The organism is Dactylosporangium fulvum, assembly GCF_025137375.1.
Lineage (GTDB): Bacteria > Actinomycetota > Actinomycetes > Mycobacteriales > Micromonosporaceae > Dactylosporangium > Dactylosporangium fulvum.
Map to the genome: position 1 here is coordinate 4442470 of NZ_CP073720.1, position 13690 is coordinate 4456159.

At 69.9% G+C, this 13690-nt stretch carries 13 protein-coding genes; 10 read left to right on the forward strand and 3 right to left on the reverse strand.

Going from position 1 to position 13690, the window contains the following annotated elements; all coding sequences use genetic code 11:
• The first annotated feature begins 20 nt into the window (after positions 1–20).
• From Dfulv_RS20970 to Dfulv_RS20990, 5 genes are all read left to right on the forward strand, one after another.
• The gene (locus Dfulv_RS20970; RefSeq protein ID WP_259865880.1) at positions 21–1595 is read left to right on the forward strand and encodes an ABC transporter substrate-binding protein; all 1575 of its coding nucleotides are present in this window, start codon (positions 21–23) and stop codon (positions 1593–1595) included.
• A complete protein-coding gene (locus Dfulv_RS20975; RefSeq protein ID WP_259865882.1) occupies positions 1592–2881 on the forward strand; it encodes an amidohydrolase family protein in 1290 nt (429 codons plus the stop codon). The genes Dfulv_RS20970 and Dfulv_RS20975 overlap by 4 nt, the downstream gene beginning before the upstream one ends.
• Positions 2878–3885, forward strand: a complete 1008-nt coding sequence (locus Dfulv_RS20980; RefSeq protein WP_259865883.1) for an ABC transporter ATP-binding protein — start codon at positions 2878–2880, stop codon at positions 3883–3885. The genes Dfulv_RS20975 and Dfulv_RS20980 overlap by 4 nt, the downstream gene beginning before the upstream one ends.
• Entirely contained in the window at positions 3878–4849 is a 972-nt protein-coding gene (locus tag Dfulv_RS20985; RefSeq protein ID WP_259865886.1) for an ABC transporter ATP-binding protein, read from the forward strand. The genes Dfulv_RS20980 and Dfulv_RS20985 overlap by 8 nt, the downstream gene beginning before the upstream one ends.
• Before the next feature lie 126 nt (positions 4850–4975).
• Positions 4976–5488 carry an Lrp/AsnC family transcriptional regulator gene (locus tag Dfulv_RS20990; protein ID WP_259865887.1) on the forward strand — a complete coding sequence of 171 codons (513 nt, stop codon included), beginning with the start codon at positions 4976–4978 and terminating at the stop codon, positions 5486–5488.
• 112 nt (positions 5489–5600) lie between these two features.
• Here the strand turns inward: Dfulv_RS20990 and Dfulv_RS20995 are convergent, their stop codons facing one another.
• On the reverse strand, positions 5601–6053 hold the full coding sequence (locus Dfulv_RS20995) for an Lrp/AsnC family transcriptional regulator (protein WP_259865889.1): 453 nt from the start codon (positions 6051–6053) through the stop codon (positions 5601–5603).
• 92 nt (positions 6054–6145) lie between these two features.
• On the opposite strand from Dfulv_RS20995, the gene Dfulv_RS21000 reads away from it, so the two are divergent.
• From Dfulv_RS21000 to Dfulv_RS21020, 5 genes are all read left to right on the forward strand, one after another.
• Complete coding sequence (locus Dfulv_RS21000; protein WP_406567978.1) at positions 6146–7342, forward strand: thiamine pyrophosphate-dependent enzyme; 1197 nt, start codon at positions 6146–6148, stop codon at positions 7340–7342.
• Between the two features lie 47 nt (positions 7343–7389).
• Positions 7390–8313, forward strand: a complete 924-nt coding sequence (locus tag Dfulv_RS21005) for an alpha-ketoacid dehydrogenase subunit beta (protein ID WP_259867820.1) — start codon at positions 7390–7392, stop codon at positions 8311–8313.
• Positions 8314–8343: 30 nt separating this feature from the next.
• Complete coding sequence (locus Dfulv_RS21010) at positions 8344–9573, forward strand: dihydrolipoamide acetyltransferase family protein (RefSeq protein ID WP_259865893.1); 1230 nt, start codon at positions 8344–8346, stop codon at positions 9571–9573.
• A gap of 67 nt (positions 9574–9640) precedes the next feature.
• Positions 9641–10786 (forward strand): acyl-CoA dehydrogenase family protein, encoded by a 1146-nt coding sequence (locus Dfulv_RS21015; RefSeq protein ID WP_259865895.1) that lies wholly within the window; start codon positions 9641–9643, stop codon positions 10784–10786.
• A gap of 10 nt (positions 10787–10796) precedes the next feature.
• Positions 10797–11546: an SDR family NAD(P)-dependent oxidoreductase gene (locus Dfulv_RS21020; RefSeq protein ID WP_259865897.1), complete on the forward strand. Its 750-nt coding sequence runs from the start codon at positions 10797–10799 to the stop codon at positions 11544–11546.
• A gap of 407 nt (positions 11547–11953) precedes the next feature.
• On the opposite strand, the gene Dfulv_RS21025 is transcribed toward Dfulv_RS21020, so the two are convergent.
• Together Dfulv_RS21025 and Dfulv_RS21030 are read right to left on the reverse strand one after the other, a co-directional pair.
• Positions 11954–12709 (reverse strand): BPL-N domain-containing protein, encoded by a 756-nt coding sequence (locus Dfulv_RS21025; protein WP_259865899.1) that lies wholly within the window; start codon positions 12707–12709, stop codon positions 11954–11956.
• Between the two features lie 137 nt (positions 12710–12846).
• Entirely contained in the window at positions 12847–13659 is an 813-nt protein-coding gene (locus Dfulv_RS21030; RefSeq protein WP_259865901.1) for a dimethylarginine dimethylaminohydrolase family protein, read from the reverse strand.
• Positions 13660–13690 lie beyond the last annotated feature (31 nt).

Here is a 13690-nt window from a genome sequence, read left to right on the forward strand (position 1 = left end):
ACCAACCGTTGGGAATCCACATGTTCAGAATCCGCAAACAACTCATCAGCACGATGGGCGTCGCCGCGATCGCAGCCGCGGCAGCCGGCTGCGGCGGCTCCGGATCCTCGGACGGCCCGCTCACGACCTTGTCGATCGCCTGGGCCGACAACCCGGCTCCGCTCAACCCGGCGGTGACCAGTCAGGACAACACCGGATCGATCATCGCGAACATCTTCGACCGGCTGGTGTGGCTCACCCCCGACGCCGAGGTGACGCCCTGGCTCGCGACCAAATGGGAGATCTCCGCCGACCGGAAGACGTACACGTTCACGCTGCGCGACGACGTGACCTTCCACGACGGCACCAAATTCAACGCCGAGGCCGTGGTGAAGAACATCGAGTACATCACCGCCCCGGAGACGAAGTCGACCGTCGCCGTCCAGCAGCTCGGGACCTGCAAGAAGGCGTCCGCGGTCGCCGAGTTCGTCGTCGAGATCGCCTGCGACAAGCCGTTCGCGCCGCTGCTCACCAACGTGAGCTCGCCGTACCTCGGCATCCAGTCCCCGAAAGCGATCGCGGAGCACGGCGCCAAGATGTCCTCGGAGATGGTCGGTACCGGCCCCTACCGGCTGGACAGCTTCACCGCCAACGAGAGCGTGGTGCTGAAGTCGAACAAGGACAACACGTGGGCTCCCAAGGCGGCCGGGTTCGGTGACTCCGGCCCCGACACGATCGTGTTCAAGATCGCGCCCAACCCGCAGGCGCGGGTCGCCGCCCTGCAGTCGGGACAGTCGCAGATCGTGCAGAAGGTGCCCGGCGCGATCTACAAGTCGCTCGAGGGCAAGTACCAGGCGGTCGCCAAGGGCGCGCCGGGCATGGGCCACTTCGCCTCGATCAACACCTCGCGGTTCCCGACCGACGACCTGGCGGTTCGGCAGGCGATCCTCTATATGATCGACCGTAAGGCGGTCATGCAGCTGGCCGAATCGGGTGCCTTCCCGGCGAGCAACACCGTCCTGCAGCCCGGCACCTTCGGCTACGACAAGTCGCTCGAGTCGCTGTACCCGCACGACCCGAAGAAGGCGGCCGAGCTGCTCGAGGGTGCCGGCTGGCGCCGTTCCGGCAAGTTCTGGGAGAAGGACGGCAAGCAGCTGTCCCTGTCGATCGGCGCGTTCTCCGACGTCCCGCAGTACGTCAGCGTCTCCGAGGCGATCCAGGCGCAGCTCCAGGACGGCGGCATCGAAGCCAAGATCGAGCTGCAGGGACGTGCGGCGTACCTCGAGGCCGGCGACCAGGGCAAGAACAACATCACGCCGTCGTCCTTCGTCTCCCTCGACCCGGTGATCCTCAACCAGTGGTTCGTCAGCGGCGCGTTCTTCAACTGGAGCAAGGTCGCGGACAAGCAGCTCGACGCGCTTCTGGACGAGGCCGCGTCGACCAGTGACGTGGAGCGTCGCAAATCCCTCTACGTCGACGCCCAGAAGCGGATCCTCGAGCTCGGGCTGCTGCTGCCGGAGCGCCCCGAGCAGGACCTGATCCTGATGGACAAGAGCATCAAGGGCCTGGTCACGTCCGGTGGCGGCTTCTTCCACTTCGCCGGGGTCTCCCGATGAGTCCGCGCGCGGGCACGGCGGGCACGTCCTGGGTGGTCAGCGCCGATCGGCTCATCGACGGCACCGGGGGTGCCGTCGTCGACGACCCGGTGGTGCTCGTCGAGGACGGCCGGATCGTCGCCGTCCACCAGGGTCGGTTGCCGGACGGCGCGGAGCGCCCGGGAACGAGGGTCCTGGACCTCGCCGGCTGCACGCTGCTGCCGGGACTGACCGATGCGCACGTGCACCTGAACCTTCCGGGGGACGGGTCCGAGTTCGAGACCTGGTCGCGGGAGAGCGACGGCGTGTTCGTCGCGGCCGCCGACCATGCCGCCCGGATCGCACTGGAGGCCGGCATCACGACCCTTCGTGACACCGGCTCCCGGGGCAGCACCGTCTTCGACCTACGCCGGGCCGCCGAGCTGGGCCGGGGGCGCATTCCCCGGCTCCTCGTCTGCGGCCACCCGCTGACCATCTCCGGTGGTCACGGCTGGCCGCTCGGCGGCGAGGTGGACGGCGTCGAGGGGGTCCGGACGGCGGTACGGCAGCTGAAGAAGGCCGGCGCCGACTGGATCAAGGTGATCGGCTCGGGCGGAGGCACGAAGGGCACCCTGGTGCACCGGCCGGCCTTCACCCGGGCCGAGCTCAGGGCGATCGCCGACGAGGCGCACCGGCTCGAGCTGAAGGTGACCACCCACACCGTCTGCACCGAGTCGCTCGAGGACGCGCTCGAGGCCGGCGTCGACGGCATCGAGCACGGCCTGTTCCTGGTCGACTTCGAGCACCAGGAGTACTCGCCGCGGGTCGCCGAGCGATTGGCGGCGGCGGGCATCCCGGTGACCTCGACGCTGGTGGTCGGGCACGACGTGGTGCGGTCCGTGGACGCGATCGACAAGCCCGACGCCGAGCAGCGCCTGCAGCGGGACCGATGGGACCGGATGCTGGGCGACACGCTGGACCAGTTCGGGCGGATGCGGTCGCTCGGGGTGCCGTTCATCGCGGGAACCGACGCGGGCTGGCGCTTCACCGAGTTCGACAGCCTGCCCGACGAACTGTGGCTGATGACCGAAGGCGGCATGAGCGCCGTCGAGGCCGTCCATGCGGCGAGCGGGCTGGCTGCCGATGTCCTCGGCTTCGCGGACGAGGCCGGGCGCGTCGTACCGGGCCTGGCCGCAGACCTGGTGGCAGTGGCCGGCGATCCGCTCGGGGACCTGCGCAGGCTGCGCGACGTGGAGATGGTGATGCAGGCCGGGAAACTGCGGGTCGACCGGGGTGCCCGAGGGACGCGGTCCGGAGGCGCGCGGTGAATGGGCCCGCTCCCGTCCTGGACGTCGTGGACCTGGTGGCCGAGTTCCCGATGGGCCACGGGCACGTCACCGTCGTCGACGGGGTGAGCTTCTCGGTCGCGCCCGGCGCGAGCGTCGGCCTGGTCGGCGAGTCGGGCTCGGGGAAGAGCATCACCGCGATGTCGGTCGTCGGGATGATCCCGGCGCCAGGCCGGATCACCGGCGGTTCGGTCCGCTTCCGCGGCCAGGACATCACCCACGCGTCCGGGAAGTCGATGCGTGCGCTGCGGGGCAAGGAGATCGGCCTGGTCCTGCAGGACCCGATGACGGCCCTGAACCCGGTGCAGCGGATCGGCCCCCAGATCGTGGAGGCGATCCGTGAGCACCAGGACGTCTCCAGGTCCGGCGCGGCAGCGCGGGCCGTCGAGCTCCTCGGGCAGCTGGGCATCCCGTCGCCGGAACGGCGTTTCCACGAGTACCCGCACCGGCTGAGCGGCGGCATGCGGCAGCGTGTGGTCCTGGCGATCGCGCTGGCCAACGATCCCAGCCTGCTGGTGCTCGACGAGCCCACCACCGCGCTCGACGTGACCGTCCAGGCGCAGATCCTGGACCTGATCAAAGAGCTGCGTACCCGGGTCGGCACGGCGATCGTGCTGATCACCCACGACGTGGGCGTGGTGGCCGAGGTCTGCGACGACGTCATCGTGATGTACGGCGGGCGGGTGATGGAGCACGCGCCCGCCTCCCTGCTGCTCGCCGATCCGTTGCACCCGTACACGATCGGGCTGCTCGGATCCGTGCCCTCGGCCGGGACCAAGGGGGAGAAGCTCGCGACCATCCCGGGGGCGGTGCCGTCGCCGGCCGACATGCCGCGCGGCTGCCCCTTCTCCAACCGGTGCAAAAATGTCATGACCAAGTGCGAGGAAAGGCCACCCGTGGTCCAGTTCCCAGACGGACGATCGGTCGCGTGCTGGCTGCATGGAGACGCCGCCGGCGTCCCGGGCGCGGCGGTGCGGCATGTCTGAGGTCCCGCTCCTGGAGCTTCAGGACGTCAGGACGCACTTCCCGGTGAAGAACGTCGACGGCGCCGGCCGGTCGCGCGGCATCGTGAAGGCGGTCGACGGGGTGTCGTTCGCCATGCGCGCCGGCGAGACCCTCGGCCTGGTCGGGGAGTCCGGCTGCGGCAAGAGCACCCTCGGGCGCACGATCGTGAACCTGGAGCGGGCGACGTCCGGGTCGATCAAGCTGGAGGGCCGGGACATCACCCGGCTCAGTTCGCGTGAGCTGCAGCGGACCCGTGCGAAGGTACAGATGATCTTCCAGGACCCGATGAGCTCCTTGGACCCGCGGATGCGGGTCGAGCGGATCGTCGGCGAGGGCCTGGCCGTCCAGGGCGTCGGTCGCGGCGAACGGACCGAGCGGGTGGTGGAGGCGCTCGACCGGGTGGGTATGCGCCGCGACCAGCTGCGGCGCTATCCGCACCAGTTCAGCGGCGGCCAGCGGCAGCGTATCGGTATCGCGCGTGCGCTGGTGATGAATCCGAAGCTGGTCATCGCCGACGAGGCGGTCTCGGCTCTGGACGTGTCAGTCCAGGCGCAGGTGCTCAATCTGATGCGTGACCTGCAACAGGACCTGGGCCTGGCGTACCTCTTCATCTCGCACGACCTCGCAGTGGTCGAGCACGTGAGTGACCGTGTCGGCGTGATGTACCTCGGAAAGCTGGTGGAGTTGGCCGATGCGCACACGCTCTACGCGGACCCGCTCATGCCCTACACCGAGGCACTGCTCTCGGCGATCCCGTCAGGCGAGACCGGCGGGCGCGAGCGGATCGTCCTCTCGGGGGAACTGCCCAGTCCGCTCGACCCGCCGAGCGGTTGCAGGTTCCGGACTCGCTGCTGGAAGGTCCAGGACGTCTGTGCACTCGAAGAGCCCCTTCTGCGCGAGGTCCGGTCCGGGCACTGGGCCGCTTGCCACTTCGCCGCCGCATGATCCACGAGATGACGTGCATACTCAGCGGCGGACGATCGCATCTGCGAGCGGCGTGCGGCACGACATGAAGGAGATGCTGGTATGGCGAGTCCAGATTCCGCTGCGGGCGACCGAGAGCGAACCAACATGACCGAGTTCGTGCTGGGCGACTCCCAGAAAGCCGACCTCGACGCGATCGACCTCCGGCTGCTCAACCTGCTCGCCCGAGACGCCCGGGCCAGCCAACGCAAGATCGCCCGGGAGCTGAGCATCTCCGCCCCAACCGTCGGCGAGCGCATCGCCCGCCTCGAACGGGAGGGCGTCATCCGCGGCTACCGGGCCGAGGTCGACTGGGGTGCGCTCGGCTTCCCGATGCAGGTCTTCGCCTCCATCGTCGCCGCCTCCAACCAGGCAACCGTGCTGAAGTCGCTGCACGAGATCCGCGAAGTCGAGCAGGTCTCCGTGGTCACCGGCTCGATGGACCTGCTGGCGCGGCTGCGGGTGCGCGACTCCACCCACCTGCGCAAGGTCCTGCTGGAGGAGATCTGGGAGATCCCCGGCGTCGTTCGGGTCGAGACCCTGGTGAGCCTGGCCGAGACGAGACACAAGGACTACCTGCAGGGGATGATCGGCGTCCTCCAGCGCGATCACGATTCCTGACCGGCCGCCGCTACCTGCCGGCGTTCACCGACGGCGGCGACTGCTTGCGTTCCGGGTCGTTGCCCGCCATGCGCGGCACTTGACCTGATCCGCGGCGACGTCTCGGCGGACCTCAAGCCTCTCCGGCGACGTTCTCGGCGGCCCGGTCCCAGGAGTTCATCACGATCAGGGTCTTGGTCCCGGAGACCTTGCCGGAACGCCGAATCGCGTTCACGACCCGCTGCAGGTGGTCGACGTTCTCCACGCGGAAACGCAGCATCGCGTCCGGGTCGCCGGCGATGGTGAAGAACTGCCGCACCTCGGGGATGTCACGGGCGATCTTCTCGATCTCGGCGGTGTCGACGCTGCCGATCAGCCGGACCTCGGTGAACGCGTCCAAGCCGCCGACCGCCTGGTCGTCGACAACGGCCACGTAGCCCTTGATCACGCCGTTGCGCTCGAGTCGTTCGATCCGGCGTGACACGGGTGCGGCGGAGAGTCCGACCCGGCGGGCGATCTCGCTCACCGGGGTCCGCGCGTTGGTCCGCAGGACCTCCACGATGGCCCGGTCGACGTCGTCCAGCATTTCTGGTCTCCGCAAAGATCAAGCGCTGCGCGCACGATGGATGGCCTCCAGGGCAGTCTATCGGAAGGGAATGTGCATTCCTGATCGGACCGATGCGCGAATATTGCTCACGGCGCACCGGGCCGAAATCCTTCTTCCACGCACGCCTCAGCGAGGAGAAGACGATGACTGAACCGGACGGCGCGACGCACGATCCGTGGAGTGTCCTGTCCCCGGACGGACGGCTGACCCCGCACCATCGGGTGCCGACCGGGCCAGGCGCGCTCGACCTGCGCGGCGCTCTCCGGGACATGGTGCTCGCCCGCCGGATCGACACCGAGGCGATCGCACTGCAGCGCCAGGGCGAGCTCGGGCTGTGGCCCTCGATGCTCGGCCAGGAGGGCGCCCAGGTCGGCGCCGGCTACGCGATCCGGCCACAGGACGTCGTCTTCCCGACCTACCGCGAACACGCCGTCGCCTGGACCCAGGGGGTGGACCCGGTCAACCTGCTCGGCCTCTTCCGCGGCACCACCATGGGCGGCTGGGACCCGCGGGAACGGAACTTCCACCTCTACACGCTGGTGATCGGCGCGCAGAACCTGCACGCGGTCGGCTACGCGATGGGCCTGGTCCGGGACGGTGCGGTGGGCACCGGGGACGCCGACCGCGACCGGGCGGTGCTGGTCTTCCTCGGCGACGGCGCGCTGAGCGAGGGCGAGACCAACGAGGCGTTCGTCTGGGCCGCGACCCAGGACCTGCCGGTGGTTTTCTTCTGCCAGAACAACCAGTGGGCGATCTCCGCGCCGTACGCGACCCAGAGCAGGATTCCGGCGGCCGACCGTGCCCGCGGCTTCGGGTTCCCCGGCGTCCGGGTGGACGGCAACGACGTCATCGCCAGCCATGCGGTCACCACGGCGGCCCTCGACCGGGCCCGGCAGGGCGGTGGTCCGACGCTGATCGAGGCGGTCACCTACCGGCTGAACCCGCACACGACCTCGGACGACGACCTGCGCTACCGCTCCAGAGACGAGAACGAGTACTGGGCCCAGCGTGATCCGATCGACCGGCTTCGTGCGTACCTGACCTCAGAGGCCGCCGGCGACGCCCGCATCGACGAGGCGTTCCTGGCGGACCTGCAGGCCGAGTCCGACGCGCTCGGCGAGCGGCTGCGCACCGGGTGCCGCCGGCTGCCGGTCCCCGCGCCCGCGGACCCGTTCGTCAACACGCTGACCGAGCTCACCCCCGAGCTCGCCCGGCAGCTGGAGGCCCACCTGGCGTTTGTCGCGGCCGGCGAGAAGGAGCACGCGTGAGCACCACCGCTATCGCACATGCCTTGAACCGGGGCCTGCGTAACGCCATGGAGGCGGACGAAAAGGTGATGCTCATCGGTGAGGACATCGGCGCCCTCGGCGGTGTCTTCCGCGTCACCGACGGGCTGCAGAAGGACTTCGGCGCGCTCCGCGTCGTCAACGCGCCGCTGGGCGAGGCCGGCATCGTCGGCAGCGCGATCGGCCTGGCGATGGCCGGCTACCGGCCGGTCTGCGAGATCCAGTTCGACGGGTTCGTCTTCCCGGCGATGAACCAGATCGTCACCCAGTTGGCGAAGTACCGGCACCGGTCCGAGGGCGCGATCGCGCTCCCGGTCGTGATCCGGATCCCGGTCGGCGGCGGCATCGGCGCGATCGAGCACCACAGCGAGTCGCCCGAGGCGTACTTCACCCACACCGCGGGGCTGCGGGTGGTCTGCCCGTCGAACGCGCACGACGCCTACCACCTGCTGCGGGCCGCGATCCGGTCCGACGACCCGGTGATATTCCTGGAGCCGAAGAAGTCGTACTGGCTCAAGGGGGAGATCGACACCGCGGCCGCGCCGCCGGACCTGAACAGTGCCGCCGTGGTGCGTCCCGGCACCGACCTGACCCTGGTCGGCTATGGAGCGCTGGTACCGGTCGCGTTGAAGGCCGCGGACGCCTTGGCCGAGGAGGGCCGCTCGGTCGAGGTGATCGACCTGCGCTCGCTGTCGCCGATCGACGACGCGACGGTGACCGCCTCGGTGCGCCGGACCGGCCGGCTGGTGATCGCCCACGAGGCCGCGCAGAGCGCCGGCATCGGGGCCGAGCTGGCCAGCCGGGTGCTGGCCGACGCCTTCTACGAACTGGAGGCGCCGATCCTGCGGGTCACCGGCTACGACACCCCGTACCCGGCGAGCCGGCTGGAGGAGGAGTGGCTTCCCGGCCTGGACCGCGTCCTCGACGCCTGCGATGCCAGCTATGCGTACTGAGCGCCCGAACGCCGACCGGAGGAAGACGCCATGAGCACCGAGCAGTTCCATCTTCCCGACGTGGGGGAGGGCCTCACCGAGGCGGAGATCGTTGCCTGGCACGTCGCGGTCGGGGACGTCGTCGAGGTCAACCAGATCATCGTGGACATCGAGACCGCCAAGTCCGTCGTGGAACTGCCCTCGCCGTTCGCCGGCACGGTCACCGAGCTGTTGGTGGCGGCCGGGGAGACGGTCGCCGTCGGCACGGCGATCATCGGCATTACCACGGCGGTATCCGCGGAAGAGCCGAAGCTGCTCGTCGGCTACGGCGCCCGGGAGAGCGAGGGACGCCAGCGCCGCCGTGGTGGTGCGGTCCTTGGTGCCGTCCCGGCGGTCGTCCCGGCGGCGGAGAAGCCGCGTGCCAAACCCCCGGTGCGCAAGCTGGCCCAGGTGCTCGGCGTCGACCTCGCCGCGGTGGTACCGACCGGGCCGGACGGGATCGTGGCCCGCGCCGACGTGCTCGGGGCGGCGGAGAACGGAGCGGCCCCGGCCGCCCCGAGCCCGGTCCCGGACGGCGATGTCACCCGCTATCCGATCAAGGGAGTCCGCAAGCACACCGCGGCGGCGATGGTGGCCTCGGCGTTCACCGCACCGCACGTCACCGAGTTCGTCACCGTCGACGTCACGGAGACGATCCGCCTCAAGGACCGGGTCCAGCAGCGCCGCGAGTTCCGTGACGTGAAGCTCACCCCGCTGGCCTTCGTCGCGCGCGCCTACCTGATCGCCGTCGGCCGCACACCGATCGCCAACGGGCACTGGGACGAGGCGTCCCAGGAGATCGTCGTCCCGGCGGCGGTGAACCTCGGGATCGCCGCGGCCACCCCGCGCGGGCTGGTGGTGCCGAACATCCGGGCGGCGCACGCCCTGGGCCTGCGCGAGCTCGCGGTCGCGATCAACGAGCTGGCAGCCACCGCCCGGGCCGGCAAGACCCCGCCGGAGCGGATGAGCGGCGGCACCACCACGATCACCAACGTCGGCGTCTTCGGGGTCGACACCGGCACCCCGATCCTGAACCCGGGGGAGACCGCGATCCTGGCCGTCGGAGCCATCCGGCGGATGCCGTGGGTGGTCGAGGACGAACGCGGCGAACGGATCGAGCCGCGCTCGGTGCTCCAACTCGCGCTCTCCTTCGACCACCGGGTGATGGACGGGCAGCAGGGCTCCGAGCTGCTCGCCGACACCGCAGCCGTGCTCGCCGAGCCCGGTCTTGCGATCCTTTGACCTCCCGGACGCCCCGGCACAGGAACAGCCTCGAACAGCCCCGAACAGCCACGAACAGGAGGACTTCGTGCCCGTCGAACGGCTCATGCCGACCCAGGAGTCGGCGGATCTTGTCGACCTGACCCGCAGTATCGTCGAGCGGGACCTCCGGCCACGGGTCGACGCATGCGAGAAGACGGCGTCGTTCCCGCGAGACGTGTTCCGCACGCTCGGCCGTGCGGGTCTGCTCGGCCTGCCGTATCCGGAGGAGTACGGCGGTGCCGGCCAGCCGTATGAGGTGTACCTCCAGGTCGTCGAGGAGATCGCCGCGGCGTGGGCAAGCGTCGGCGTCGGCGTGAGTGTCCACACGCTCGCGTGCTTCGGGTTGCTTCACGCCGGCACGGAGGAACAGAAGCGGCGCTGGCTGCCCGACATGCTCGGCGGCGAACTCCTCGGGGCGTACTGCCTGTCGGAGGCGCACGCAGGTTCGGACCCGGCGGCGATGCGGACGAAGGCGGTACGCGACGGCGACGAGTACGTCATCACCGGCGCCAAGGCCTGGACCACGCACGGCGGCAACGCGGACTTCTACAAGGTCATGGCACGGACCAGTGACACGGGCGGCAAGGGTGTCTCCTGCTTCCTCGTGCCGGCCGACACGCCCGGCCTGACCGCCGACGTTCCCGAGGACAAAATGGGGCTGACGGGCTCGACTACGGCGACGATGCTGTTCGACGGTGTCCGCGTTCCGGCCGGGCGGCGCCTCGGTGTGGAGGGCCAGGGCTTGCCGATCGCCCTCGCCGGCCTGGATTCCGGACGCCTCGGTATCGCCGCCGCGGCAACCGGCGTCGCGCAGGCGGCGCTCGACGTCGCCGTGCGGTACGCCCGGGAGCGCGAGACCTTCGGCAAGGCCATTATCGACCATCAGGGCCTGGCATTCCTGCTCGCCGACATGGCCGCCGCCGTCGAGTCGGCCCGGGCGACCTACCTGGCGGCGGCGCGTCTTCGAGACGCCGGACGGCCGTTCTCTCGGCAGGCCTCGATCGCCAAGATGGTCGCCACCGACAACGCCATGCGCGTCACCACCGACGCCGTCCAGGTCCTCGGAGGCGCGGGCTACACCAAGGACTTTCCCGCCGAACGCTACATGCGGGAGGCCAAAGTGATGCAGATCTTCGAAGGTACCAACCAGATCCAACGCCTCGTCATCAGCCGTAGCCTCGGCAGATACTGAATGGAGAGCCATGCTGCTCGACGACACCTCCGCCATCGTCACCGGCGCCGCGTCCGGGCTGGGCGCGGCCACCGCGGCCGCGCTCGCCGGCAAGGGCGCCCACGTGATCGGCCTTGACCGCAACGTCGCCGACGCGCCGCGTCTCGACGGCGTCACCTACGTCGCGGCCGACGTGACCGATGAGGAACAGGTGCGCGCCGCGGTCGCGCGCGCCGCCGACTCCGGCCCCCTGCGCACCGTTGTCAACTGCGCCGGCATCGGCCCGTCGGCACGCATTCTCGGCCGCAACGGCGTCCACGACCTCCGCATGTACGCTCACGTGATCCAGGTCAACCTCGTCGGCACGTTCACCGTCCTCGCACTGGCGTCCGAGGCCATCGCCCGGACTGAGCCCCTCGAACACGGCCAGCGGGGCGTCATCGTGAACACCGCTTCCATCGCCGCGTTCGACGGCCAAATCGGCCAGGCCGCATACGCGTCGTCCAAGGGCGGCGTGGTCGGTCTCACGCTGCCCGCCGCCCGCGACCTCGCGCAGTTCGGCATCCGTGTCAACACCGTCGCCCCGGGCATCGTCGACACCCCTATGCTGGCAACGGTGAGCGAGGAGTTTCGGGCCGGGCTGGCCGCCGGCGTCCCATTCCCGCCCCGCTTGGCCCGGCCGGCCGAATTCGCCCAGCTCGTCGTCATGATCATCGCGCACGACTACATCAACGGCGAGACCATCCGCATGGACGGCGCGCTGCGCATGGCACCCCGGTGACCACCCGCCTTCGCCCGCCGTGCGACCGCGACGGCGGGGCGAAGGTGGGGCGGCTCGGGCTGACGGTGCGGGATCAGCCCTCCGCTCGACGGTGTACCGGGCATTTCGGGTCGGGTTGGTCGAGCTCGTGCCAGGTGTCTTCGACGCGGCTGCCGTCAAGGAGATCCACGCGAGCGGTGCAGCGACTCCAATGGCACGTACATCCGGCTCCAAGAGCCTCGTCGTAATCCATGACCGGATTTTCCCGCGTCGCCGACAAGGCGGGACCGCCTCAAGGCCGGGCTCACACGCAAGTCACACTGGGTGCCCGCGAACCGGCACCCTGGACGGGTGACCGCCGCCCACACCGTCGCGCCGCGTCCCATGCGCCGGCCTACCGGCGCGGATGAGGTTGTCGGCACGGGCGTTCAGTTGATGGTGCTTTCGATCAGGTCGTGGCCGAGGTCGAAGTGGATACCGTCGGGGTTGGCCATGCCGTTGGTGTACCACGACAGGTCGGCTTCCGGATGGGGGCCGACCAGGCCGACCCGTCCTGCGCCGCAGGCGGTGATGACCGCGGCGGCGGCGCCGCTGTCGTAGGTGGCGAGCACGGTGGCGGGTGCGCTGCCTTGGAGCCGGAAATGCGCACCGTCCTGGAAGTACATGTGTCGCCGTTGACCCCGCCAGGTAACGCCGACGACCGTGCCGTCGGTTCCACGCACGCTGGCCTTGGCGCTGCGGATGTGGCTCTCGACGGCGACCCCGGTGAGCAGGCCGAAGCCGGGGTTGCCACCGGCGAGGTATGCCCCCAGGCAGAACCCGAGGTAGCGTCCGCCGTTGTTGACGAAGTCGCGGACGTCGTCCGAGTATGCGCGTAGGCTGCGCCAGGCCGACTTCACCTCCCCGCCGCCGGGTTGGGCGTAGATGGTGGCTGCGGCGAGCGCGTCGGCCGATGGTTGCACGTTCTCGTCGGGGCCGCAGAACTGGATGCGAAACCCGGTCGGCGCGCTGCTCAGGAGAGCGGCCACAGCCTCCGAACAGCCGGGATAGGCTGCGGGGCCACGGTAGACCAGGGCCAACGGCCGGTTCTTGGACGACGAGGCGTAGCCAACCCCGGCCCCGCTGGCCAGACCGGCCAGAATGCCGGCGGTGCTCGCGCTGATGAGAAAGTTGCGGCGTTTCATGGTCCGTACCTCGTTTGCCTTGTCCGTGCATGGCGGATAGTTCCACTAGAATCGATGCGTGTCTTCGGCTGGCTGGGTCGGGTCCTCGTCCGGGCCGACGTAGCGGACGTCGAAGCCCGCGGGCTGTAGCCGAGCTGTCACCTCGGCCTTCCAGGGTCCGGGTTGTCGAGTGTCAGCGCGGTGCTGCGGATCCCTCCGCCGCCCTTGGCGAGCTCGGTGGTGTCGAGCTCGACCACGTGCAGGCCGCGTTCGCGCAGCGCGGCGGCCAGTCGGGGCGCTCCCCGGGACATGGTCACGGTGGTGCCGTCGCTGATCAGGTTGAGCGCCAGCCGCGCCGCCTCGTCGACGGACACCTCGATGAGATCGAGCCCAAGGCCGCGCAGGCGTTGGCAGCTGGGATCGTCGAGCGCTTGCGGACAGTACGCCAGGGTGCGCGAGTGGTCGACGACCGCCACGGCCAGGTCGAGGTCGTACCAGCGGGAGCTGACGGTGCGCAACGGCACCACGTCGTAGCTGAGCTCGCGGGCGAGGACGGCGTGCATGCGCGGGTCGGTGCGCTGCCCGTAGCCGGCGAGCAGCAGGTCGCCGCAGACGAGAGCGTCGCCTTGGCCGCTGAACGGATACGACGCCTCGATGACGTCGTAGTCGCGGCCGGCCAGCCACTCCTGGAAATACGGCATTTCGGCCTTGCGCTCGGGCGGCGGGTAGCCGAGCACCGCACGGTCTCCGCGGATCAGGGCGGCATTGGCGGTGAAGACCATGTCCGGACACTCCGGCGCCGCGATCATGTATTCGACGCGGCGACCCGCCACCAGGTGTGCGACCACAATCGATGCGTGCTCGGCGGTCGCGGCGTCCTGGTCCGGTTGCATTTCGGTGTGCATGTACGGGTTGATCTCGTAGTCGATCCGGAAATGCGCCGGATCGCAGACCAGCAGTGCGGAGTTCACCCGGCGTTGTACTCCTTGACGTGTAGAAAAC